The sequence below is a fragment of the Clostridium vincentii genome (assembly GCF_002995745.1).
Taxonomy (GTDB): domain Bacteria; phylum Bacillota; class Clostridia; order Clostridiales; family Clostridiaceae; genus Clostridium; species Clostridium vincentii.
Genome location: NZ_PVXQ01000041.1, coordinates 1 through 25,491, shown reverse-complemented (window position 1 = coordinate 25,491; position 25,491 = coordinate 1). Strand labels below are relative to the sequence as shown.

The following is a 25,491-nucleotide window of genomic DNA, read 5'->3' as shown; positions in this document are numbered from 1 at the left end:
TCGTTAGCCTAACAAGCAAATATCAAAAGATACATTAATTTCTAATGAACCGCCGTGTACCGAACGGTATGCACGGTGGTGTGAGAGGACGCTAAATAAAATAATTATTTAGCTCCTACTCGATTAATAAATTATTAGTAGGAATCGGGAGGGGTAAGAATGGATTTTACAGAAATGATTATTGAAACAAAGGAAGTATATAAAGGAGATTTTTTAGTCATAGAAAATCTTAAGGTTAAGCTACCAGATGGAAATGTGGGGAGGCGAGATGTAGTTCGTCATCCAGGTGCAGTAGCTATATTAGCCTTTATAGATAAAGAGACAATATTATTAGTTGAACAGTTTAGAATAGCTTTAAATAAGACCATGCTAGAAATTCCAGCAGGAAAATTAGAAAAAGGAGAAATTCCATTAGAGTGCGCACATAGAGAATTGGAGGAAGAGACAGGGTATAAAGCAGGGAAAATAGAGTATCTTGGAACTATAGCTACTGGAGCAGGATTTACAGATGAAATAATACATATATACAAAGCATCTGAATTGTTCAAAGGAATAAAGGGCGGAGATGAGGATGAATTTATAGAAGTTACTAAATATAAAATTCAAGAAGTAGAAGCTATGATAAAATCAGGAGAAATAATTGATGCGAAGACAATATCATCACTAATGTATATTTAACATAGTATAGTATTTTGGAAGCTTAAGGAAAAATTTACTTAGAGCTTCCTTTTTTATCATTTCACATATTTTAGCTTAAGTGATATGCATAAAATAAAGTTAGTAATCATATTATTATTTAGAGTAACAGTAGGAGGAGAAAGAGATGAAAAATTTTATTCGCAAAATAAATGAAACCTTCAGAGAAAATAAGCTTTATTATATAATTGTATTACTACTATTTTGTGTGGGGATTGTTATAGGTGCCTATACGGTAAAGTATATGAATTTAGGGGATAAACAAGACTTAGCTAACTATTTTACTACATTTGTTAATGGAGTAGAAGATAGACCAGTTGACTATGGAGTATTATTGTTTGATGTGGTAAAGAAAATTCTTTTTTTAATTATTCCAATTATACTTCTAAGCTTTACTTTTTTTGGATCACCTATAATATTGATAATTGATCTGATAAAGGGATTTAGTTTAGGATATACATTTGCTTTTTTATTAACAACCTTCGAAGGGAAAGGCATTGGGCTAGCTTTAGCATCAACAGTTCCTCAAAATATAATTTATATACCGTGTTTTATAGTTTTGAGTATGTTTTCACTAAAAATATGTAATTCAAGGTTTAAGTTTAAATTTGCTAGAAAAAATGTTCCGAAAACTGGATTTTATTCAAAAGCAATCGGGAATGAACTTATTATAATAGCTGCTCTGTTTATTGTTGGTATAATAGTGGAAACATATATATGTCCAAGTTTAATTAAGTTTATAGTAACTAATGTTTATATGTGAAATTATGAAATTACTTTATGAAGAGTAAATAGAAGGAATGAAGCCGATTATGTCGAATAATATAATTATAATAATGGTGTAGGAGAAGGTAATGATAGAAATTATAAATGATTATAAGAGCTATTTGCTCCAAAATGATAAGAGTGATAATACAGTTTATGCCTATGTTACTGACGTGAATTTATATACTAAATTCTTAGATAAAAAAGAAATGAATTTGTATAGTTCAGATAATGTAGCAGTAATGGCTTATATCCAACATCTTTTAACTCTAGGAAAATCAGAGAGATCAATAAATAGAATAGTTATTAGTGTAAGAAGTTTTTACGGATTCTTAAAGGGGAAATCGTTAGTAACTGATATACCTAAAATTACTTATAAAAGTAGTGGAACTGCAAAGAAATTGCCTCAAATTTTAACTATACAAGAAGTAGATATACTTATTAGGTCTATAAATAAAGATGGACCTAAGGGTATTAGGGATAATGCACTACTTGAACTTATGTATGCAACCGGAATGAAGGTAACAGAGCTAATAGGTGTTAATGTTGAAGATGTTAATCTTGAATTATCATTTGTTAAATGTTCGGATAATAAACATTTTGAAAGGTTGATACCTATAGGAAGAAGTGCTTGCCATGCTATTGAAGATTATTTATGTATAAGAGATCAAGTTGCAGAGATGGGAGTTCCAAATCTTTTTGTTAACTTAAACGGGCATAAACTAACACGACAAGGGATTTGGAGAATAGTTAAAGAATATGCTCAGCGAGCCGGAATAAATAAGGATGTTAATTTAAATACATTTAGACATTCATTTGCTGTGCATATGCTACAAAATGGAGCTAATGTTAGGGCCGTACAAAAATTACTAGGGAATCAAGTGCTAACCTATATGGATACCTATTATGAGATTATGAACAGTGATAAGATAAGTGTAATTTATAAAAAGTCACATCCAAGGGCGTAAATATAGAAAATTTTACACAAAAGAGAAGGAGCTGAGACTTATGAAAAGAGTAATACTTATTGTTTTAGATAGTTTAGGTGTAGGAGAATTGCCAGATGCAGAAAGGTTTGGAGATAGGGGTAGTCATACTTTAGATAATATTTGGACCAGTGTAGGTGGTTTAATGATACCAAAACTTAAGTTATTGGGACTTGGGAATATAGAGGGGATAAATAAAGTTGGAAAAGAAAATAATGTAATAGGAGCCTATGGAAGGGCTGTAGAGAAATCCATTGGTAAGGATACTGTTACAGGTCATTGGGAAATAGGGGGAGTTATATTAGAAAAACCTTTGAATACTTATCCTAATGGGTTTTCGGATGAGATAATTGAAGAGTTTAAGGAAAAGTGCGGAATTTCTGGCATACTTGGTAATAAGGTAGCGTCAGGTACTGAAATACTTGATGAGCTTGGAGAAGAACATGTAAAAACTGGATTTCCTATAATATATACTTCAGCAGATAGTGTATTTCAAATAGCTGCTCATGAGGACGTAATTAATCTGGATAGACTATATAAAATGTGCCAGGTTGCAAGAGAGATGTTAGTTGGGGAAAGATGTGTTGGACGAGTAATCGCGAGACCTTTTGTAGGGAAAGCTCCCAATTTTAAAAGAACAACTAATAGGCATGATTATGCATTAGACCCCTTTGAAAAAACTATGCTGGAGTATATAAAAGAGGCCGGCAAAAATGTAGCTGGAGTTGGGAAAATAAAAGATATTTACAATGGAAAAGGAATAACTCATTCTACATCTACGAAGGGAAACATGGATGGAGTAGACAAAACTTTAGATTATATGGATAATATCCATGAAGGCCTAATATTCACAAATTTAGTTGACTTTGATATGCTTTATGGACATAGGAATGATCCTAAGGGTTATGGAGAAGCAATAGAAGCTTTTGATAATAGATTAGGGGAAATATATAGCAAGATTAAAGAGGATGACCTGTTAATTTTGACAGCTGATCACGGATGTGATCCTACTACAGTTAGCACAGATCACTCAAGAGAGTACATACCCATATTGGTATATGGCGCTAAGATTAAGAATGGAGCAGAAATAGGTACAAGAAATTCATTTGCTGATATAGGAAAGAGTATATTAGATTACTTGGAGATTGAAAATAAATTAACAGGTGAATCCTTTAAGAATATTATTCTTTAGGATAGGAGGAAGAAAAATATGAGAATGTATGATATCATCTTGAAAAAGAGAAGAGGGGAAGAACTTAAGACAGCAGAAATTAATTTTTTTGTGGAAGGGTACACTAAGGGGGGAATCCAAGATTATCAAGCTTCAGCTTTATTAATGGCTATATTTTTTCAAAAGATGAATAAAAGAGAAACTTCAGATTTAACCATGGCCATGGTGAGGTCAGGAGATCAATTAAATCTAAATAAAATAAATGGTGTTAAAGTTGATAAACATTCCACTGGAGGAGTTGGTGACTCGGTTTCATTAGTTCTGGCTCCAATGGTAGCAGCTTGTGGCGTTCCTGTGGCTAAAATGTCTGGTAGAGGGCTTGGTCATACTGGAGGCACTATTGATAAACTAGAAGCCTTTAAAGGCTTCTCAGTAGATCTTTCAGAGAAACAATTTATTAAAAATGTTAATGAAATAGGAATAGCTTTAGCTGCCCAAACAGGCAAGTTAGTTCCTGCTGATAAAAAATTGTATGCATTAAGGGATGTTACAGCTACAGTTGATAATATGTCTTTAATTGCTTCAAGTATTATGAGTAAAAAGATTGCATCAGGAGCAGATGCCATAGTTTTAGATGTTAAGGTTGGAGATGGAGCTTTTATGAAGACCTTTGAAGATGCGAAGGCTTTAGCTGAGGAAATGGTGAGTATAGGGAAAAATGTAGGTAGAGATACTGTTGCTGTAATTTCAGATATGGATCAGCCATTAGGTTTTGCTATTGGTAATTCATTAGAAGTAATTGAAGCTATAAATACATTAAAGGGAAATGGACCAAAAGATTTAATGGAATTAGTTTTAACACTTGGAAGCAATATGCTTATACTTGGTAAGAAAGTTGAAAATGAAGAAGAGGGTAGAAAGTTATTACTTCAAGTAATAAAGGACGGAAGTGCTCTAGAGAAACTAAGGTCTTTTGTTAAAGCTCAAGGTGGAGATGTAAGTTATATAGATAATACAGAGCTTTTTCCTAAGGCTAAATATAAAATTGAAGTTAAAGCTAAAAAGGCTGGTGTTATTTCAAAGATACATGCAGAGGCAGTTGGAATAATTGCTATGCAACTTGGAGCAGGTAGAGAAACTCAGGAAAGTTCTATTGACTTATGTGTTGGAATAATTTTTAACAGAAAAAGAGGAGATAAAGTTAATAAAGAAGAAATCTTGGCTATTGTTTATGCAAATAATGAAGAGAAAGGAAATTTGGCAGCAGAAAATCTTCTTAATGAAATTATTATTTCGAATTCCTATGAAGAAAAGATTCCTATAATATATGGTGTTATAAAGTAATCAAAGGTTAAGTCTTATAGTAGCTATTATTTGTGATAGCTACTTTTTATTTCGTGAAAAAACGACAAAATGTGATATTTTTTTTCTAAATGGAGATAATAGTTAAAGGAAGTCATACTTACATAAGTTCTTAAATAAATAAAGGAACTAAATTGGGAGACTTAACTATTATTAAAAGGAGGAAAATAAATGAATAAAAAATATATTAAAATTTTATCCTTAAGCTTACTGCTGATCTTATCATTCTTAATGCTTCCGTTTCAAACTATTGCACTAGCCGTAGAAGATGATACAAAACAAGATCAAAATGAAAAGTCAGAAGAGAAGGCAACCGAAGAAGAGGATGATGAAGAACAAGAAACTAAAGCCGAGGTGTCAGAGGAAAAAGGTAGTATGAGCAATATTGAAGCAAAATCTGCTTTGCTTATGGAGCCTATTTCAGGTAAAATTATTTATGAAAAAAACATTGATGAAAAATTTGCACCAGCTTCAGTTACAAAAATAATGACCATGTTAATAGCAATGGAGGCTGTAGATAGCGGTAAAATCAGTTTAGAAGATAAGGTAACTTGTAGTGAGAATGCAAAAAATATGGGTGGAAGTACTATGCTACTTGATACTGGAGAAATAAGAACCTTAGAGGAGCTAATAAAGGGTGTTGCAATTGCATCAGGTAATGATGCTGCAGTTGCAATCGCAGAATATATAGGGGGTACTGAAGATGATTTTGCTGTACTTATGAATAAGAGAGCAGAAGAACTTGGAATGAAAAATACTAATTTCATAAATTGTAATGGACTTCCTGCAGAAGGACATTTATCAACGGCTCGGGATATAGCAATTATGTCTCAAGAACTTTTGAAACATCCAATAATTTTAAAATATTCTGCAATTTATATGGAAACTATTTCAGAAGGTAGAAAGTCACCAATTGAATTAGTTAATCATAATAAGCTTGTAAGATTCTTTGCAGGTTGTGATGGATTAAAGACTGGATTTACTAATGATGCAAAATATTGTATTTCTGCTACCGCAAAGAGAGATGGAGTAAGGATGCTAACTGTAATTATGGGAGCACCAACATATAAGACTAGAAATAGAGATGCAGGTATTCTTATGAATCATGGTTTTTCAAAATTTCAAGGTAAGAAGTTACTTTCAAAAGATGAGGCTGTAGAAGAAGTATATATGGGAGAAAAAACAGATAGATTTTTTGTAGCAAAAGCTCTTGAAGATTTAGAAGTAGTAATACCTAAAGGTAGTGATGGAGAATTTGTTAAAAAGATTGTAATAAATGAAGATAAATCAGAGTATAAAGAGGCAGAAATAGTTGGTAAGTGTGAAATATATTTAAATGATGAAATAGTTGGAGAAGTTCAAATTTATTCTGACAGAGATATAGAGAAGGGCGGAATATTGGAGAACATCAAATATAGTATAAAAAGTTTATTTCAATAATTAAGAAAAGCGCAATAAATGAGTATTCTCATTTGTTGTGTTTTTTAACGTTAAAAATTATAGTATAAAGTATATATAATTTGTATTATAATATAAGGTATATATTATAAATTATTTGTATAAAGGGGGATGAATTATGAAATTACCGAATATTAAAATTGATAATTTCGAAGGACCCTTTGATTTATTATTACATTTAATAAAGAAAAATAAAATGGATATATACAATGTAGAAATACTCAAAGTTACTAGTCAATATTTAAATTATTTAGATCAGATGAAGGAAATGGACTTAGATATTACAGCAGAATTTATTGTGGTTGCGGCTACACTTATAGAAATAAAATCAAAGAGTCTACTCCCAAAAGAAAAAGAAGTAAAAATTGATGAAGAGGATATTGAAAGAAAACTTCTAGAAAAGCTGGTAATTTATAAAGAAATTAAAGAGTCTACTGGATTTTTTAGAGAAAGATATGTTGAAGGTGGAAATATATTTACGAAGAAACCAGAAATAATAGAAGAAATTAAATCTATGGCAGATAATGATGATATATTGAAAAATGTTACTCTTTTAGATTTGTTCCAAATATATAATGATATATTAGAAATTCACAAAAACAAACAAAATAAAACAAATGTAATTCAAAAAAAAATTTATCTGGATAGATATAAAGTTGAGGATAAATTTAAATATTTAACTGAAAGACTAAAGAAGGACAAGGTTACTCAATTTGATGAACTTATTTTAGAGTGTGAATGTAAAATGGAGTGTGTTGTTACCTTTTTAGCTTTATTAGAAATGATTAAGCAAAGAATTATTAAGGTGTATCAAAGTTCAAACTTTGGTAATATAATTATTGAGAGATTGGGTGAAGAAGATGAATGTGTTTAAAGAAGGAGACTTTAAGGTTAAAGAGGTATCAAAAGATAGTACACAAAAAGGCATAATTGAAGCACTACTATTTGTTAGTGGAGAACCTTTAAGTTTGAAAGCCTTAGCTCTTTATGTAGATGATAGTCCAAAGCACTTAGAAAAAGTATTAGACAGACTTATAGAAGATTACCAAGATAAAGATAGAGGCATAAAACTAATTAGAATTAATGGAGAGTATCAATTAGTTACTAAGAATGAATATAGCGATTATATACAAAAACTTTTAAAGAAAAATAAAAGACAATCATTATCTCAAGCTTCATTAGAAAGCTTAGCCATAGTTGCATATAAACAACCTATAACTAGGATAGATATAGATGAAATAAGAGGAGTTAAATCAGATAGTGCAATATCTAGGCTTATGGATAAAGAACTCATTAAAGAAGTTGGAAGACTAGATGTGCCAGGAAGACCTATACTGTATAGTACTACCGAAGAATTCTTAAGACAATTTGGAGTACATGATTTAAAAGAATTACCTTCCTTAGATCTTTTTGCTGTTGAAGAAGAACTAAACGAGAAAGTAGAAATTGAATTTCATGAAGAATAATTAAATTAAAAAAGGAGCCACTTAAAATAATTTTAAGTGGCTCCTTTAGGGACAATCAAAAAGATAACAAATCAATATGCTCGCATTTTTGGTCTGTTATTTTTTTTATTTGATTTATTATAATTTTATAGTAACGCAGTTACTATAAAATTCACTAGAAATAGAAGAGTAACTATATACATTATAGGATGAACTTCATTAGCTTTGCCTTTGAATACCTTTGTAACACAGTAGAAAAAGAATCCAACTGCTATACCATTAGAAATTCCATAAGACAAAGGCATTAAAGCAACAATAAAGAAAGAAGGAACAGCTATTTCTAGGTCTGACCAATTAATCTTTCCAATTGATTCCATCATAAGTATCCCAACAATTATCAATGCAGGAGCTGTAGCTGCTGCGGGAACTATACCTATAAATGGAGCTATAAATATTGAAAGTAAAAACAAGACTCCAACAGTAACTGAAGTTAGTCCAGTTCTACCACCTGCACTAATACCAGTTGCACTTTCTACATATGTTGTAGTATTACTTGTACCAAGTAATGCACCAATAGATGTAGCAGTAGCATCAGCAAATAATGCTCTCTCTAATTTAGAATCAAAGTATATTCCATCTTCGAATTTTTCTTCATCTTTCTTATCGAATATTCCTGACTTTCTACCTGTTCCTAGGAAAGTTCCTATTGTATCAAAGGTATCAGCTAAAGAAAAAGCGAATATGGTAGCAACTACGATAAGGATTTTAGATGGATCTGTAAATAATCCTATCAAGTCTAATTTAAATAAAGTTGGTTCTAAGCTTGGAATTGCAAAAGACATGGTACTAAAATCAGGCAATGAAGTAACACCAAAAGGTAAAGCTACTAAAGTAGTTACTACAATTCCAATAAGGATTGCTCCATTAACTTTTCTTACAAGTAATATAATAGTAACAATTAATCCAATAAGAGCAACTAAAGTAATAGGATTTTTGAAGTTTGTTAATGCAGGTATAACATCACTAAAGATAGTTGAAGCTCCAGCAGCAATCCCATTTTCTCCAGTAAAGCTTAAGAAATGGCCTTGCTTTAATCCAATATAAGCAATAAATAAACCTATTCCAGCAGAAATTGCATATTGAAGAGATTCAGGTATTGCTTTAATTATCATTTGTCTAATTTTTGTCACAGTAATAAGAATATTAATAATACCGCAAATAAATACCATAGCAAGGGCTTGATTCCAAGTGAATCCTAAACCAAGTACTACAGTAAATGTGAAAAATGCATTTAAGCCCATTCCAGGTGCTTGTGCAAAAGGTACATTAGCTACAAAACCCATTATAAATGTTCCAATGGCTGCGGCTAAAATAGTGGCAATAAATACTGCACCCTTATCCATACCAGCTTGAGCTAGAATTATTGGGTTAACGAAAAGTATATATGCCATGGTTAAGAAAGTGGTTAATCCTGCAAATAATTCTGTTTTTACAGTTGTACCATTTTCTTTAAGTTTAAAAAATTTTTCCATAAAAAATGTTCCTCCTTACTTATGTATAGTAAGATTATAATTCAATATTACTTGGATGTAAAACTTTTTCAGTTAAATATAATTAATAAAACAGCAGAAATTAAATTATTTCTGCTGTTATTAAACTAAATGTCATTTAAATTGGAAGAAAAAGTAGTGGAATCAAATTTTCCCTTGGTACTTTTTTCATCAGATTTTTTAAATATATCTTTTATCATGTCAATAACTTGAGGTACTGTATCTACAATTCTATCATAGGTATTATCCTGATCAAGAGGAAGTAGCCGTACAACATTTTCACGAACAACTAGAAAAGCAACAGGTTTTACAGATACACCTGCACCTGAGCCGCCTCCAAATGGATATTTAGATAAAGAATCTTCTGTTTTAGTCTTGTTAAAAAATTCGCTTCCGCCTGATGCAAAACCAAAGCAGACTTTTGAAATAGGAATTATGTAACTTCCATCTTTAGTCTCTATGGCATTACCAACAACAGTATTTACATCCACCATGTCTTTCAAATTTTCCATTGTACTTCTCATTAAATTTTCAACTGGATGTTCATTCATATATCCGCTCTTTCGAGCTTCGCCTCCTTTAAAATAGTGATAGTTTTAATTAATAAAATAATCATATAAGTAATTTGTGCTAAAGATAACATTATTATACTAGTAATCTTTGTTTCAGCTATAAATTCATCTTTAAACACAGGATTTATGGGAAGGTTAAACTTTTTAGTCTTGAAGATGACATTTAGAGCAAATAATAATAAAGGGAAATAAGTAGATAGCACTCCATAAAAAATTGCTGTATTAGCTGCATCCCCTAAGGAGTAAGAAAAATATCCATTCAGCCTTAGTGTTGGTTTAAATTTACTGTTATTAAATAATTTAATTATTTTTATAACAGTTTTTACTGATAAACCTTTAATTAAGGAAGGCTTTTCATTTGTTTTAATTTTAGGGGGCTTTTTAATTTCTATATTTGAATTAGTTCTATTTTTATTTTTTTGCTTTTTTGAAATATAAAATCTATAAAGTTTTAAATAATAATTCTCCCTAGAAATAAAAAAACTAAGTTTAATAGGAATAGGAACAAAAATAATAAAGAAGAGTATAACAAGAAATAATTTCATATAATACCTCCTACAAGATAATATACTTAGTATTGCCTTTTATCCCTAAAATAAACTAAAAATCTTTAAAGGATAAAGAATTAATTAATAGAAGAAAAGACAAACTAAGCTTACAGTAAATTTTTAGAGGTGAATTAAATGAAAAATATCATTAAAAAAATAGTTGTTTATATTATTACTATAATGATGTTATTAAATTTTAGCATTATAGAAATATCTGCAAGAGAAAAGGTCTTCAAGGTAAATGCTCATAATGCACTTGCTTTAGATAGGTCAACTAAGGAGGTGCTATTTGAGCAGAATGGATATGATATTGTACCAATGGCTAGTACAACTAAAATATTGACAGCCCTTATAACTATTGAAAGAGGGGACCTTGATAAAACTTTTACCATAGGTAAAAATGCTTCTTCCGTTAGAGGTTCTAAGGTAGGATATAAGGCAGGAGAAGAAATTGCAATAAAAGAACTACTATACGGTCTTCTATATAAATCTGGAAATGATGCAGCTATCGCTTTAGCAGAAGGTATAGGAGGTTCTGTTGAGGGATTTGCAGGAATAATGAATCATTATGCAAGAAGCTTAGGCCTATTAGATTCACATTTTGAATCTCCTCATGGATTAGATTCTTCACAGCATTATTCATCCGCATATGATTTAGCGTTATTAACAGCTAAAGGTATGGAGTATGATCAGTTTAGAGAAGTAGTTGGTACAAAGGAGATAAAAAAAGAAGTATATAAATTCACTAGAGATTATAACAATATAAATAAAATACTTTGGAAGATAGAGGGAGCTAATGGTGTAAAGACAGGATATACAGGCCAGGCTGGAAAATGTTTAGTTTCATCTATAAATCGTAATGGAAAAGATATAATAATAGTAGTTTTAGATTGTCCTGGTAGATGGGATGAAACTGAAAAAATATATAAACATATAGAAGATATTATGACGTTCAATACAATTAAAAGAGAACCTATAAACCTAGTGGAAGAGGATGATAGCTTTTGTAAGGATGAGGAACAATTTGAAGTGAAAATATAGTCTAAATATCATGGTTTGCTTTATGTAGAAAAATTTGGTACTCTGATTTTAAGAAAACTTAAAGGAGAGTACAAATGGATAAAAAGAAAATATTAAATACAGTAGACCATACTTTACTTAGTCAAACCTGCACTTTCGAGGAAATAAAAGGTTTGTGTGATGATGGAATTAAATTTAAAACAGCTTCAGTGTGTATTCCACCTTCATATGTAGAAAGAGCTAAGGAATATGTAGGTGATAGGTTAACTTTATGCACAGTTATAGGGTTCCCTAACGGATATATAACTAAATCTACAAAGATTTTTGAAACCCAGGATGCTATTAAAAATGGCGCAGATGAAATAGATATGGTAATCAACTTAGGATATGTTAAGGAAAATAGATTTGATTTAGTTGAAGATGAAATTAGAGATATTAGAAAAGTTTGCGGTTCTAAAATTTTAAAGGTTATAATTGAAACTTGTTTTTTATCAGAAGAAGAAAAAATTAAGATGTGTGAAGTTGTGACCCGTGCTGGAGCTGATTACATTAAAACTTCAACTGGTTTTGGAACTGGAGGAGCTACAAAGGAAGACCTTGAATTAATGAAAAAACATGTTGGACCTAATGTAAAAATAAAAGCAGCTGGTGGAGTTCGTGATTTAGAAACAGCTGAATTATTTATTAACATAGGAGCATCTAGACTTGGAACTAGTTCTGTTGTTAAGATTATTAAAAATGAGAAAGTAATGGGATACTAAAGAAGTTTTTTTAAAATATTTAAAGATAGAAAAGTATATAAAAATAGATGAGGACAAAGTATATTGTCCCCATCTATTTTGGGTTAGTTAGTTAAAATTTCAGTCCCTGTTTCAGTAACAAGGATTGTATATTCCCATTGTGCAGAGGCTGATCCATCATCAGTAAGTGCAGTCCAATCATTTGCTTCATCAACAAATAAATCAGGTTTACCCATATTAATCATTGGCTCAATTGTAAAAATCATACCAGGAACTAAAATCATATCAGTTCCTTTTTTGCCAACATGAGCTACAAAAGGATCTTCATGGAATTGTAACCCTACCCCATGTCCTCCGAAGTCACGTACAACAGAATATCCATTAGATTCTGCATGCGTTTGAACAGCCTCACCTATGTCACCTAAAAAGCCCCAAGGCTTAACAGCTTCAAGACCTAAATCTAGACATTCTTTAGATACTCTAACAAGTTTCTTTAAATCTTCATGGACGTCACCAATCATAAACATTCTTGAGGCATCTGAAAAATAGCCTTTGTGAATTGTAGATACATCCACATTTATGATATCTCCATCTTTAATGATGACATTTTTATCAGGAATACCATGACATATTTCATCATTAATTGATGTACAACAACTCTTTGGAAAACCTTCAAAGTTAAGAGGTGCAGGTATAGCACCTTGAGATACAGTAAAGTCGTGTACTAAAACGTCTATTTCTTCTGTTGACATACCAGCTTTAATATTTTTAGCTACTAAATCTAGAACAGCAGTATTAATTCTAGCACTTTCTCTAATTCCCTCTATTTGTTCAGCATTTTTAATAATGTCCCTTGATGGAACAATACAACCTTTTTTCTTATAAGACATTATTTTTTCATCAAACTCTAAGTGGCATTTTTTATATTTCTTTTCACTTCCACACCAACAAAGTTCATTTCTGTTAAGATTCATTCGTATCTCTCCTTTATTAACTAGCTATATATAGTATATAACTTTTACTCAAGAATAGGAAATCCTATTAATTTATAATTTGTAACAATTTAAGATTATAAAAATACCTTGATTATGAGGAATAAATTCTTTATAAGGAGTGCTTAATGGTTAAAGAAAAAGCGGACTGTATAGATTCTGGAACAGAATATTGCCCTTGTAAGCTAGCTGAATCAGGGGAATGTATATTATGTTCACAACTTCAGGGTAAATGTTTTTGTGATTGCGTAAATTGGAATGGGGTGTGCATATATCAAGAGTTCCACGATAATGGTATGAAGGCTAAGCCAGGCAGAAAGGCAACAACTTGCAAGGTAATATCATCAGAACTTATAGAAGAGAATCTAATAATGATAAAATTTAATATCCCTCATAAGTTAGCCTTAGATTTAGTTAAACCGGGTAGTTATATATTCATAAGAACTGACAAAAATCATTTTTTTGACGTTCCAATTTCAATAATGAATTCTGATATTGAAAATAATATAATTACTTTAGTTATAGAAGTTAGAGGAGTTAAGACAAAAAAGCTAAAGGATATAAAAGCAGGAGGGGTAATTGTTATTAGAGGTCCGTATTGGAATGGAATATTTGGACGTGATAATATTTTAAATCAAAAGGAAGGGAATTGTTTGGTTTTAGCAAATGGTATTGGTTTGGCACCAATGATGCCTGTTATAAGAAAGCTTGTATCAAATAAAAATGAAGTAGATTTATATATTGATACAAGCCCATTTAAAAATAATTTTGCTAAAGAATATGTAGAAGAGTTTGGAATAATCCCAAGACAAACCCATCTTATTGAGAAAGGAAAATTATCAGATGAGGGAAGGCTTATAATTAAAAATTTAATAAAGGATAAAAATATAAAGTTAATACATTTAGCTGGTGCAGATATTTTAACTTATAGTGTTATTGAATATTTAGATGAGCTAGATAGAGGCGATATATTGTTATCCTGTTGTAATAATTTCAAAATGTGTTGTGGCGAAGGAGTATGCGGAACTTGTACTGCTAGATTCTCAGGTCATAGAGTGAAGAGATTTTGCAAATTACAAGGAGAACCAAGAAGCATTTTTGAAGGGAGAAGATTAATATGAAGGTTATTATTGTTGGTGGTGGATGGTCAGGAGTTGCTGCAGCTGTTAGTGCAAAAAAAGCAGGAGCAGAGGTTCATTTATATGAAAAAACTGATTTGTTATTAGGGCTTGGTAATGTTGGTGGTATTATGAGAAATAATGGAAGATACACTGCATCTGAAGAACTAATGGTTCTTGGGGCAGGGGATCTGATTAAAATTACAGATAGGGTGTCAACTCATAGAGATATAAGTTTCCCTGGGCATAAAAATGCATGATTTATGGTATTGCGATAATCCCCCAATAATATCAACCTTAGTTTTTTTTAATACCCCAAATATCAATAGAAACCTCATTAGTCACTCCGTCATAAGTAATTTTATTAACAATTCTATCAATTAAAGTTCTAAGAGCAATTCTAATATTTTCATCGTCAATAGATTCAAGATTTTTAATGGATGTACAAAGTTTTATAAAATTAGAGAAAGAGTCTATAACAATTTTAATGTTCTCCAAATTAATTGAAGATTCTCTTTTGTTATTATAGATATCAGCATGTTGTAGTTTTAGTGCATCAATCTCATTACTAATAACATCAATTTTACCTAATAGTAAATTTTGGGTAGTGGAATTAGAAGTTTTAGATAATTGAGAGATTAGGTTATCAGCCTTGATTTTAAGATTACTTATAGTGTTGTCCATATTTTCAATACTATTTTCTATAGAAATATCTTTATATGATGCAGCTTGTTCTTTGAACTTCTTAAGAAGAATTTCTTCATTATAGTTCATAAGGGCAGCTATAACATCATTATCCATAATGGTGCCGTTAGCATTGGGATTATTACACCTTGAACCGCAACTATGTGCTTTCATATTACAAATGTAATAATGATTTTTAGTTCCATCAGGTTTGACTCTACCATAACTAACCCGCATAGGAGATCCACATTTAGCACATTTCAACACCCCAGTTAAAAGAGCTCTTTTTGATGTTCCTTGCCGTGGGTTTGTTTTTTTTGAGTTCTTGTCAAGATTTTCTTGTACTTTAATCCAATCTGAAGAGGAAATAACCCCTTCATGTTTTCCAACTGATCCAATCCACTCTGAAATATCCCTATACTTATTTTTAGAAGATCTTTTGTTATACAGCATTATTCCATTTCCATTAGGTTGTCCACAAAATGTAATTCCTTTAGTAACATAGAATTCTTTAATTATTTCATCAGATTGAACATACACAGGATTTCTTAAAATATCATCAACAGACATAGATGCAAATTCCCCTCCGTTTTTACCTTTTGCACTTGTTGATAGAAGCTCTTTTAAGACCATATGGATAGATCCCTTAGATAAATACTTTGAAAAAATGAAATTAACAATTTTCAGTTCCGAATCAATTGGGATGAGTTTACTCAGACTTCTTTCTTTAAACTCTTCATCTATATAGACAATTCTTTCACTATCAAATCCTAAGGGGGTTTGTCCACCGAGCCATCGTCCTGTTTTAGATAGCTCTAGCATATTATCTCTTATTCTCTCAGCGATTGTTTCACGCTCAAGTTGAGCAAATACTGATGAGACATATACCATGGCACGCCCAATTGGTGTTGAAGTATCAAATTGTTCTCGTATAGATATAAATGAAACGTTGTGATTTTGGAGTAACTCTAAGGTTTTTGAGAAATCAGCTACATTTCTAGATATTCTATCAAGCCTATAACAAATTAAAGAATTGAATTTATTTGAAACAATATCCTTAAGCAATTCCTGAAACTTCGGCCTATTGATGTTTCCACCAGAAAAACCTTCATCTTCATAAATTACAAATTCATCCTCTGTCCCATACATTTTACAGTAGTAATCTTTACACATCTCAATTTGGTTTTCAATGCTTTCACCTTTTCCAGTAAAAACTGATTTTCTGCTGTATATGGCAACTTTAAGTTTTTCTTCTATTGATTTCATAACATCACCTCTAAAGATAGTTACCATTATTATATATTAATAGAATAAAAAGTCAAAACAGCATAACAAATATATATATATAAAGAAGAAGCATATAATATTATATCACTATATCAGGAGGGGTCATGGAGGCTGGTAAATCTAGGTATAAAGTTACGATACTACCTATGTCTTTAGACGAGGAGAAAAATTTAAATAATCTCATTGTAGATGAAGTTATAAAGTTTCTATTGGATATTTTATCTAATGAATCAATTAGGGGACTAGAGAAAGAAGTTAGCAAAAAACTATTAAGTGATAGGAGATAAAGAATGGAGAAAATAAAGGAGTGGAGTACTTTAGATTTAATTTGGAATTTTATACCCTGCTATTTTGTGATATAGCAGGGTATAAAACTATATTTAATCACAATAATTTATAAATCTAAAACCATATCATACCATTCAGCACCACCATGTACTGATTTAGATATACCTTTATTTACAAAGCCAAACTTTGTATAATAGTGAATAAGTTTGTCTTTACAAGTAAGGATAACACCTTTGCGACCTGATAATTTTGATGCTTCTATCATATAATTCATTAACTGGGCTGCAATCCCTTGATTACGATAATCGGATATTACATCAAGGCCAAAAATAGTTTGGTAATATCCATCTGGAATATGTAGCCTGCAATCTTTATAGAGTTCATCATAGATAACAGTTCCATTGATACTACAACCATTAATAAATCCAATGATTTTTCCATCTGTTTCTGCTAAGAAAAAGCTTCTTGAAAATGTGTTGATACGTTGTTCCAATGATTCTCTCGTAGCTGCTTCTGCAATTGGAAAACAGACTGATTCTACTTTTGTTATTGAATCTAAATCATCTATAGAGACTTGTCTAATTGAAATCTCCATTATAACCTTCCTTTCGCAAAAAAATATAAATCTTCGTAATAATTATTATAAGTGTAAGAACTCTTATAAAAATGAGTATATCACACAATTATAAAGCAATTACAGGTTGCTTTTAGAAATTCTGAGTTGGTTTATCTCTTAATTACAGAATGCTACAATTAAACCATAAAGTCGAGGGGGAAAATAAAAATAAAAGTATATGTAGTTTTATTTTAAATTATATATTGTCAGAATATTAGAAACAATAGTATTTAATGAATAATAATAGTATAATATACCTATACAACACGAAAATGGCAAATTTATAATTGGTATAATTAGTAATTTATATAAAATTGAGGGCTGTATAATGATAGAAACAATACTCATAGCTATGATAGTAGCAAAAATAAAAGGGTACAAGCTAAAACCACTGTTTAAATATTGGGGGATATATCCTGTATTAGTATTTATATCTTTATATCTATTCTTAAATATAGAAGCATTCTTTGGGAATTATTATCTCATAAAGTATACTGGTATATTAGAATCCGCTTATATTTGTTCGTTTTTTATTGTAATTATTAAATATAAACAATATTTAAGTGCAATTATCGGATCCACAGCAATTATTTTTGGAACATTATTAAATATGATAGCGATTTCAGCTAACAATGGTAAAATGCCTGTTTTCCCAACCTTGTCATACTTAACTGGTTATTTAAAGCCTGATACATTTACAAAAATTAATGATATACATATCTTAGGAAGTGGAGCAACTAAGTTGAAATTTCTAACTGATATTATTGATATAGGATATAGTATTTTAAGTGTTGGGGATGTGTTTATAAGAATTTTTACTTTTGTAATTATTTTCAATACAATTAAAAGCATTAATAAAATTAAAGGTTAAGTTTCTGAGGATACAATTTATAGTGGTTTGAAAAATTAAATTTTACTAAGGAGAAGAGAAATATATGTTAGAAATATCATTATTGGAGATTATACTAAGAGGAATTCCTGAGGGCTTAATATTTTTTATGGCAGCTCATGCAATTACAAAAAATAAAATTAAAGTTAAAAGATATTTGTTATCCACTTTACTATTTTCTGTTATTCTATATCTGCTTAGATTACTGCCAATTAATAATGGGTCAGTGTTTATATTAAATCTAATTATATTTATCGCATTATCTGTAATCATAAATAAATTTGATATCGTTCAATCCATTAAAGCAGGTATTATGATAATGCTTATTGAGTTTATTTCTGAAGGAGTAAATGTTTTTTTAATTCAGTTTATACTGAAAAAAGATTTGAATTATATTTTAAGTGATCCTATTAGCAAATTAATATATTTCATGCCATCATTGTTCCTAGTTGGATGTATTGTAGTACCTTATTATATGATATTACTGAAAAGAAAAGAGTTGAAGTAAATTTATATGGAGAAATTAACTAATAATATTGCTGGTGAAATTGCAGCAGAATTAAATCTTGATAATGATAATAAAGAGGTAATAGCTTATGGATTATTCGCTATAATTAATATATTCCTATCTATAATTCTAATTATAATTTTTGGTATGATCTTTCATGTCATAATAGAAGCACTTATAGTCTGTTTTACGGGAAGTTTACTAAGAAAATATTCTGGTGGTATTCATGCAACTTCGCCAGGGAGATGTACAACCATAGGAACTATTATTTGTATAGGACAAGCTATTCTGTTTTTATTTCTAATTGGTCCTGTAATTACTCCTAGTTTATTATTATTCTTTGGAATAGGAATTTTTACATTGGCTTATTATTTCATTTATAAACTAGTTCCGGTAGACAGCCCAGCAAAACCAATAAGAACAAAAGAAAAAAAGATAAGGATGAAAAAAGGAGCTATTTTTGTTTTAAGTGGTTACATGGTAATTATTATAATTAATATTTTTATCTATATCTCTCTAGGAGATGAAAGATTTATGGTTTATTCTCTTTGTATATATGGAGGCGTAGCTTGGCAAATTTTCACTTTAACTACGCTAGGTCATAATACAATGAATAAAATAGATGTGTTTTTAACTGAGGTCTTAAAAATTAAAAAGGGAGGGAAATAAAAATGAAAAAAAGACTATTAGCCTTGATTGCTACTGTTGCAACTGCATTAGCTGCTATGGTGGCTTCATCAGCATGTGCTATCTTCTTTTATCAACCAGAAGAACCAAAATGTTTAAGGGAAGAATAAAATAAGACTAAGGGAGGGGAGGTTTTATAGGCCCCTCTACTTTTAGATCAATATAAGGTTGTGAAAGTATGAATGTAGTTTATGATAAACGAAAACAAACAAATGATATTGTATCAGTAGTAAAATTAATGTCTCTGTTATTCTCAGGTATGATATTTTTTAACTTTATTGCTGATTTTTATAAACTTACTGTGGATAATTCGAATTATATAATAATAATGAATGTATTTATAGTTCCAGTATTTGTTCTAGCATTGATTTATGCTTTATGGGCATTTTCAACAACTAAGAAAGTACCTGAAAAATATATTGCACTAATTCAGTTAGCTGAAAACTTTTTGTTTATTTTAATATTCTTCGGTATTGTACTTATTACTGAGGCTGAAAAGAGTGACTATAAATTTTTATTTTTATTTATTATAATAACAGCCACCATTCAATCAGGTATGAAGCAAGGAATGAATATTGCTTTTTTTTCTTCTGCTATTATATTAACAATAGCTTTAGTGTACGGGCCTAGTTCGGGTGAGAATTTATATTTTGAAAAAGATTTGATATTGGCTGGTGTTTTTATACTTACAGCATGGACCATTGGGTTTTATGTAAAAACTGAGGATGAACATATCAGGAAGCTCGAAAGCATGGTAAATCAAGATGGTCTTACTGAGGTGTATAACCATAGATTTTTTTATGACGTCCTAAGAGAGAAATTAATATCATATGAAAAGGATAACAAATCTATTTCTTTGGTTTTTATAGATATAGATCACTTCAAAAATTATAATGATTTGTATGGACATCAAAAGGGGGATGAGGTACTAAAAATTATAGGATCGCTTTTAAAGAACAATGTAAGGGAAGGTGATGTTGTAGCTAGATATGGTGGAGATGAATTCACTATTATATTGCCTGATACATCAGAACAAAATGCGATTCGAATAGCAGAAAACATAAGAATTAAAATTGAAGATACATATTTTGATGGTGAAGAGAATCAGCCTAAAAAAAAGCTAACTGCTTCAATAGGAATATCTGTTTTTCCTGATAAGGCTAAGAATGAGGTTGAACTTATAAAGTGTGCAGATGATGCTCTTTATAGAGCTAAATTCTTTAATAAAAATAGAGTTGAAGCTTATTATTCTATACTTGATGATTTGAAAGAAGACATAGAAGATGAACATATAGACCGTATCACTTCTATAAAAACTTTGATAAGTGTTATTAATGCTAAAGATAGATATACATATGGGCATGTTGAAAGAGTAGTTGTTTACAGCAAATTACTTACAGATAAGCTTAAACTTAGTGAAAAAGATAAGAAAAAACTAATATATGGAGCTTATATGCATGATATTGGAAAAATGAATATTCCGGAAGAAATATTGAATAAAAAAATGCCATTAACTAAGGAAGAATGGGAGATATTAAAACAACATCCTGCATATGGGGTTGAAATTATAAAGCCAGTTGAATCATTGATAGAGCTTTCCCCTTTAATATTACATCATCATGAAAGATATGATGGAAAGGGGTATCCTGGTGACCTAAAAGGAGAGAATATACCTTATCTTGCCAGAGTTCTTACAGTTGTGGATAGTTTTGATGCTATGACATCTAACAGGCCATATTCAAATAGAAAAACTCATGAGGAAGCAATTGAAGAGTTAAGGAAATGTAGTGGTACTCAATTTGATCCTTTTATTGCTAAAGCTTTTATCGAAGTTATTGAAGAAAATAAAAATAACATTAAATATTAGATTAAACTGAGAATTGCACTGGACTATGTTTAAGTATAGCTGATTTGGAATGAAGGGTCCGTACTCTTTATCTCCTACATGAAATCCGCGACACAATATTGTGTCGTGGATTTTTATGTATATCGAGTGAAAATTGATTCAGATGTTGTATAATATAATTACATAAAAGTTTATCTAAAATAAAAGGGAGGAATCATATATGTTGGCAGATTATCATATGCATACTAGTTTCAGTGATGATTCTACTTATGCAATGGAAGATGAAATTAAAAAAGCAATATCCTTAGGAATTGATGAGATATGTTTTACTGAGCATGTGGATCATGGAGTAAAGACGGATTTAAATTGTGATTATATAGCTTATATAAAAGAGTTTAAAAGATGTAAGGAAATATATAAGAGTCAAATTACTTTGAAACTTGGAATTGAATTTGGTATACAAGTGCATACAATTGATGAATTTCAAAAAGATTTTAATCAATATGAGTTTGATTTTGTTATTTTTTCTTGCCATCAAGTAGATAATAAAGAATTTTGGACACAAGATTTCCAAAAAGGGAAAACGCAACAGGAATATAACGAAAAATATTATGAAGAAATATTAAAAGGTATTAAAAAATATGATGATTATAGCGTATTGGGGCATTTGGATATGATTATAAGATATGATAAAGCAGGAAATTATCCGTTTGAGAAGATAAAAAATATTGTGACTGAAATTTTAACCCACGTGATTGCACATGGAAAAGGAATTGAAATTAATACATCCAGCTTTAGGTATGGGTTAAAAGATTTAACCCCTTCAAAAGAAATATTAAAGTTATATCAAGAATTAGGTGGAACTATTATTACCATAGGATCTGATGCTCATAAAGAAGAATATGTTGGGCATAATATTTCCTATGTAAAAGAAGAACTTAAAAAATTAGGCTACAAACAATTGTGTACATTTGAAAAAATGAAACCAATTTTTCATGATTTATAGTAGTTACTACTAATGAAAATTTAATCCGGATTTTCTAACATGGACTCCAAAGCTAAGAGGTGAATATGACACAAAGAATTATTCAATTAAAGAAGAGAAAAAAAGAACGAATAAAAATTAGTAACATAGATGAGTTTAAGGATGAATTAAAAAGAGAAGGATATAAGATAACTGAATTTGATGAAGAAAATTTTAAAGAAGATATATCAAGGATTTTTGAAGTGGATAGAAGTGTAACAGACCAGTTGTATATAGTTATCAAGGATGCTGAAATTACTTATAGGGCAAATGATATTAGAGATTTTATAGACTATATAGAAAAAATGATATTATTTGAAAATGAACATAACAAGTTATGTAAAGAAATATGCAAAGTGAAAAAACTAATTATAGATAGAATTGAATATGAACGAGAGCCAAAATTTCAAGATAATGTTTACCATATCATAAAAGCTATAGAAAAAATAAAAAGCCGTATAGCTAGAACGATAAATGAAGAAGAAGAAGTGAAATTGGAAAATTTAGAAAAAGAATTAGATAAGGACTATCTTTATGGAAAGGATATTGAATTATTAAAAAAAATGGTTGTTATTAGAAAAGAAGGCGTAAAAGAGAAATATAATACCAAAACTAGGATTAAAACAATATCTATTGAAATACCTGAAGAGCTAAATTATCAATATATTCCAGCGAAGAAGGGTACTGTAGAGTATCATGAACATCTAAGCAATAACACACCAAGAATGCAACGTTTAATAAAGAATATAGATAAATATATGATAGTTGACGAAAAAGAAAAAACAACATTTAAAATAGATCAAAGCAAAGCATTACAGGACTCTATAAATATAGCAGTAGGCATATATGATAATAAGGAGTTTAAAGCAATAAGTGGTAGTAATAATATAGAAAATTATTGTATAGCCCCACCCCCAGACGAGGTAAGTTTTAAAAGTAGTAAAGTTAATAAGTTGGGTAAATTAGGTATAGGATATGATAGAGTTAACGATAGTGAAAAAAAGATATTTGAAGAAATACATAAACAAATAGAATCAAAAATATTGAAGAATGAAGGAAATCTTATTTTGTATAGTAAATGGGAACCATGCCCAAGTTGCTACTTTGTAATTAGTCAGTTTTGTGAAAAATATCCCAATATAAAAGTACAGGTGAAATATAGTAAAAAATATGGTGAATAAATATCATTCTAAGGGTTCTCATATGTCGCAATACAGCAAAGGGCGCAAATGCCACTTTGTATAATGTTAATAAAATTGAAAGCGAAGTTAAAGAGTTTGTAGAGTCTTTAGGGATAAACGTTCACATGGAAAGTAGGATACGTGATGTTGAATTTGGCGCGCATAAAATTAAGGGCATATACTTAGCAGATGATACTTATATTGAAGGAGATGTATTTATAGAAACTACAGGAACCACAGGGCCAATGGGAAATTGTCTTAGGTATGGCAAGGGTTGCGCTATGTGCATTTTAAGATGCCCATCATTCGGACCAAGAATAAGTATAAGTGAAAGATGTGGAGTCTCAGATACTCAAGGCGAAGGCGCAGAGGATGTATTAGGTGCAATGTCTGGTTCTTGTAAGCTAGCAAAGGAGAGTTTATCTGATGGAATTTTAAAGGAATTGGAAGAGAAGGGTGTAGTTATTCTTAAAGTCCCTCGAGAGGATGTTAATTACGATAAACTTGGAACTAAGGTTTGTCAACAATATGCCCTTAAGGAATTCGCAGAAAATCTTATACTTTTAGATACAGGTAATGTAAAATTAATGACAACCTATTATCCATTAAATAAGCTTAGAAAAATTAAAGGCCTAGAGCATGCCAAATATATTGATCCCTATGCAGGAAGTAAAGGTAATTCTATAAGATATCTTTCAGTTGCCCCTAGAACTAATGATATGAAAGTTATAGGAGTAGATAATCTTTTCTGCGCTGGGGAAAAGAGTGGTTTATTTGTTGGGCATACAGAAGCAATAGGTACTGGAGCACTTGCTGGACATAATGCAGTAAGACTTGCCATGGGAATGCCACTTCTTATATTACCTAATTCAATTACTGTTGGTGATATAATTTCCTATGAAAATGAAAAGTCTAAGACAAGAGAGGGAAGAAGGAATAGATATACCTTCGCAGGTGCTGGATATTTTAAGAGAATGCAGGAACTTGGACTTTATACAATGGACATAAAAGAAATTGAAAACAGGATTAGTAAGCTTAATTTAAATGGAATATTTGATCAGAAACTTTGTTAGTATATAGAAAAAAGGTGTTCATTACGGACATCTTTTTTTATGCTTGCCCTACATCTCAATTATATATATTATTTTATAAATTGGTTCGTTTTACCCATAACATAGGCAAGTTTTATAATATCAGATTCCTCTGGAGACATTTGTCTATTATACATTTTTTCAAATTGATTAATTAAAGAAACTAAATCAATTTCTTCTTTAGGTTGAGTAATTCTTTTAGAACGGGGAGGCATGTATATAGTAGGTATCATAGTATCGTCATAAATTTTCTTAAAAACTTCAGAAGTATAATAAGCATCATTTAATGCATCGTGGAATTCGCCATTGGTTGATATATTTAAAAGTTCTATTGCATTCTTTAATCCAATCTTAGTACCTTTTGGTACTTTAAAATATTTTGAAGCATACTTTTGAATATCAATATAGTATTTAGGTATTGATGAAGTGGCTAAATCGTAAAACTTTAGATTTCTATGAAGCTCCTTAATATCAACGGTTCCCCAAACACATAGTACCGGTTCGTCCTTTCCAATAAAGTTTGAAAAATCTTCATAAACTGAGACAAAGTTTTTACAAGAGCTAACTTTATCTTTATTTATTTTAGTCAAACTTTCTACATAAGGATGGATAGTAGTATAGACGGTAGGCTTAATTAGAGAATTAAAGGTAGAAGTTATTTGAAGTTTTTCAGTAAGTTTTAATGCTCCAATTTGAAGAATCTCAAAGGGCAAGCTAGAAGTATCCTGAGATTCAATTTCTTTAGTAGGTAATTTTTGATTAAATTCTAAATCATATAATTCATATTTTGTTTTTCTCCTTACAATGTAAGAGGTGTTCAAAATTTTGAACACCTCTTATTGCTAGTGCGCCCAGCATGGGCGTGCACTAATCGGTGAAAGTCCGTAATGGAGGCTGATAGTGCCAACCATTTAGCTTAAGACAAGGGTGTCCATTGTGAGGTGGAATCTGAAGGAAGTCGGCGGCA

General features: G+C 30.4%; 26 protein-coding genes and 2 pseudogenes. 21 read left to right on the top strand and 7 right to left on the bottom strand.

The annotated features are described in order from the left end of the window. Positions 1-159 precede the first annotated feature (159 nt). The 8 genes from CLVI_RS14540 to scpB all read left to right on the top strand — a co-directional run bounded on the left by CLVI_RS14540 (position 160) and on the right by scpB (position 7,904). Positions 160-678, top strand: a complete 519-nt coding sequence (locus tag CLVI_RS14540) for an NUDIX hydrolase (RefSeq protein ID WP_106060849.1) — start codon at positions 160-162, stop codon at positions 676-678. Positions 679-823: 145 nt separating this feature from the next. After that, entirely contained in the window at positions 824-1,459 is a 636-nt protein-coding gene (spoIIM, locus tag CLVI_RS14535) for a stage II sporulation protein M (protein WP_106060848.1), read from the top strand. Between the two features lie 91 nt (positions 1,460-1,550). Next, positions 1,551-2,429 (top strand): tyrosine-type recombinase/integrase, encoded by an 879-nt coding sequence (locus CLVI_RS14530; RefSeq protein ID WP_106060847.1) that lies wholly within the window; start codon positions 1,551-1,553, stop codon positions 2,427-2,429. A gap of 40 nt (positions 2,430-2,469) precedes the next feature. Continuing rightward, complete coding sequence (locus CLVI_RS14525) at positions 2,470-3,639, top strand: phosphopentomutase (RefSeq protein ID WP_106060846.1); 1,170 nt, start codon at positions 2,470-2,472, stop codon at positions 3,637-3,639. 18 nt (positions 3,640-3,657) lie between these two features. After that, positions 3,658-4,962, top strand: coding sequence for a pyrimidine-nucleoside phosphorylase (locus CLVI_RS14520; RefSeq protein WP_106060845.1), 1,305 nt, complete (start codon positions 3,658-3,660; stop codon positions 4,960-4,962). 189 nt (positions 4,963-5,151) lie between these two features. Then, positions 5,152-6,420, top strand: coding sequence for a D-alanyl-D-alanine carboxypeptidase family protein (locus tag CLVI_RS14515; protein WP_423237136.1), 1,269 nt, complete (start codon positions 5,152-5,154; stop codon positions 6,418-6,420). Between the two features lie 136 nt (positions 6,421-6,556). Next, positions 6,557-7,312, top strand: a complete 756-nt coding sequence (locus CLVI_RS14510; protein WP_106060844.1) for a segregation/condensation protein A — start codon at positions 6,557-6,559, stop codon at positions 7,310-7,312. Next, positions 7,299-7,904 (top strand): SMC-Scp complex subunit ScpB, encoded by a 606-nt coding sequence (gene scpB / locus CLVI_RS14505; RefSeq protein WP_106060843.1) that lies wholly within the window; start codon positions 7,299-7,301, stop codon positions 7,902-7,904. The genes CLVI_RS14510 and scpB overlap by 14 nt, the downstream gene beginning before the upstream one ends. A gap of 125 nt (positions 7,905-8,029) precedes the next feature. Here scpB and CLVI_RS14500 read toward each other — a convergent pair whose 3' ends face one another. The 3 genes from CLVI_RS14500 to CLVI_RS14490 all read right to left on the bottom strand — a co-directional run bounded on the left by CLVI_RS14500 (position 8,030) and on the right by CLVI_RS14490 (position 10,550). Beyond that, positions 8,030-9,415, bottom strand: coding sequence for an NCS2 family permease (locus CLVI_RS14500; RefSeq protein ID WP_106060842.1), 1,386 nt, complete (start codon positions 9,413-9,415; stop codon positions 8,030-8,032). A 125-nt stretch (positions 9,416-9,540) separates the two neighbouring features. Beyond that, on the bottom strand, positions 9,541-9,984 hold the full coding sequence (gene ytfJ, locus CLVI_RS14495) for a GerW family sporulation protein (RefSeq protein ID WP_106060841.1): 444 nt from the start codon (positions 9,982-9,984) through the stop codon (positions 9,541-9,543). After that, positions 9,981-10,550 (bottom strand): DUF2953 domain-containing protein, encoded by a 570-nt coding sequence (locus CLVI_RS14490; RefSeq protein ID WP_106060840.1) that lies wholly within the window; start codon positions 10,548-10,550, stop codon positions 9,981-9,983. The genes ytfJ and CLVI_RS14490 overlap by 4 nt, the downstream gene beginning before the upstream one ends. A 138-nt stretch (positions 10,551-10,688) precedes the next feature. On the opposite strand from CLVI_RS14490, the gene CLVI_RS14485 reads away from it, so the two are divergent. Continuing rightward, on the top strand, positions 10,689-11,594 hold the full coding sequence (locus CLVI_RS14485; RefSeq protein WP_106060839.1) for a D-alanyl-D-alanine carboxypeptidase family protein: 906 nt from the start codon (positions 10,689-10,691) through the stop codon (positions 11,592-11,594). A gap of 74 nt (positions 11,595-11,668) precedes the next feature. Then, positions 11,669-12,334 carry a deoxyribose-phosphate aldolase gene (gene deoC, locus CLVI_RS14480; protein WP_106060838.1) on the top strand — a complete coding sequence of 222 codons (666 nt, stop codon included), beginning with the start codon at positions 11,669-11,671 and terminating at the stop codon, positions 12,332-12,334. Between the two features lie 83 nt (positions 12,335-12,417). Here the strand turns inward: deoC and CLVI_RS14475 are convergent, their stop codons facing one another. Further along, positions 12,418-13,287, bottom strand: a complete 870-nt coding sequence (locus CLVI_RS14475) for a methionyl aminopeptidase (protein WP_106060837.1) — start codon at positions 13,285-13,287, stop codon at positions 12,418-12,420. Positions 13,288-13,433: 146 nt separating this feature from the next. Between CLVI_RS14475 and CLVI_RS14470 the strand changes: the two genes are divergently transcribed. Together CLVI_RS14470 and CLVI_RS14465 are read left to right on the top strand one after the other, a co-directional pair. Beyond that, entirely contained in the window at positions 13,434-14,426 is a 993-nt protein-coding gene (locus tag CLVI_RS14470) for a sulfide/dihydroorotate dehydrogenase-like FAD/NAD-binding protein (RefSeq protein WP_106060836.1), read from the top strand. Continuing rightward, positions 14,423-14,680, top strand: a pseudogene (locus tag CLVI_RS14465) (FAD-dependent oxidoreductase); the annotation flags it as partial. The gene CLVI_RS14470 and the pseudogene CLVI_RS14465, both read left to right, overlap by 4 nt. 40 nt (positions 14,681-14,720) lie before the next feature. Here CLVI_RS14465 and CLVI_RS14460 read toward each other — a convergent pair. Then, positions 14,721-16,373 (bottom strand): recombinase family protein, encoded by a 1,653-nt coding sequence (locus CLVI_RS14460; RefSeq protein ID WP_106060835.1) that lies wholly within the window; start codon positions 16,371-16,373, stop codon positions 14,721-14,723. Between the two features lie 125 nt (positions 16,374-16,498). Here CLVI_RS14460 and CLVI_RS14455 point away from each other — a divergent pair, with 125 nt between their 5' ends. Further along, a complete protein-coding gene (locus CLVI_RS14455; protein WP_106060834.1) occupies positions 16,499-16,681 on the top strand; it encodes a hypothetical protein in 183 nt (60 codons plus the stop codon). Positions 16,682-16,788: 107 nt separating this feature from the next. On the opposite strand, the gene CLVI_RS14450 is transcribed toward CLVI_RS14455, so the two are convergent. Further along, complete coding sequence (locus CLVI_RS14450; RefSeq protein WP_106060833.1) at positions 16,789-17,277, bottom strand: GNAT family N-acetyltransferase; 489 nt, start codon at positions 17,275-17,277, stop codon at positions 16,789-16,791. A gap of 349 nt (positions 17,278-17,626) precedes the next feature. Here CLVI_RS14450 and CLVI_RS14445 point away from each other — a divergent pair, with 349 nt between their 5' ends. The 8 genes and pseudogenes from CLVI_RS14445 to CLVI_RS14410 all read left to right on the top strand — a co-directional run. After that, positions 17,627-18,169, top strand: a complete 543-nt coding sequence (locus CLVI_RS14445; RefSeq protein ID WP_106060832.1) for a DUF5317 family protein — start codon at positions 17,627-17,629, stop codon at positions 18,167-18,169. 64 nt (positions 18,170-18,233) lie between these two features. Then, a complete protein-coding gene (locus CLVI_RS14440) occupies positions 18,234-18,695 on the top strand; it encodes a hypothetical protein (protein ID WP_106060831.1) in 462 nt (153 codons plus the stop codon). Positions 18,696-18,701: 6 nt separating this feature from the next. Then, the gene (locus CLVI_RS14435; protein WP_106060830.1) at positions 18,702-19,364 is read left to right on the top strand and encodes an accessory gene regulator ArgB-like protein; all 663 of its coding nucleotides are present in this window, start codon (positions 18,702-18,704) and stop codon (positions 19,362-19,364) included. A 2-nt stretch (positions 19,365-19,366) separates the two neighbouring features. Further along, the gene (locus CLVI_RS14430; protein WP_106060829.1) at positions 19,367-19,492 is read left to right on the top strand and encodes a cyclic lactone autoinducer peptide; all 126 of its coding nucleotides are present in this window, start codon (positions 19,367-19,369) and stop codon (positions 19,490-19,492) included. Positions 19,493-19,560: 68 nt separating this feature from the next. Then, a complete protein-coding gene (locus CLVI_RS14425; protein WP_106060828.1) occupies positions 19,561-21,249 on the top strand; it encodes a bifunctional diguanylate cyclase/phosphohydrolase in 1,689 nt (562 codons plus the stop codon). Between the two features lie 199 nt (positions 21,250-21,448). Further along, a complete protein-coding gene (locus CLVI_RS14420; RefSeq protein ID WP_106060827.1) occupies positions 21,449-22,234 on the top strand; it encodes a histidinol-phosphatase HisJ family protein in 786 nt (261 codons plus the stop codon). 65 nt (positions 22,235-22,299) lie between these two features. Further along, complete coding sequence (locus CLVI_RS14415; protein WP_106060826.1) at positions 22,300-23,433, top strand: deaminase domain-containing protein; 1,134 nt, start codon at positions 22,300-22,302, stop codon at positions 23,431-23,433. Positions 23,434-23,480: 47 nt separating this feature from the next. Further along, a pseudogene (locus CLVI_RS14410) lies at positions 23,481-24,506 on the top strand (FAD-dependent oxidoreductase); the annotation flags it as partial. A 68-nt stretch (positions 24,507-24,574) separates the two neighbouring features. On the opposite strand, the gene CLVI_RS14405 reads toward CLVI_RS14410, so the two are convergent. Next, positions 24,575-25,345 (bottom strand): 3'-5' exonuclease, encoded by a 771-nt coding sequence (locus CLVI_RS14405; RefSeq protein WP_242980729.1) that lies wholly within the window; start codon positions 25,343-25,345, stop codon positions 24,575-24,577. Positions 25,346-25,491: the final 146 nt, after the last annotated feature.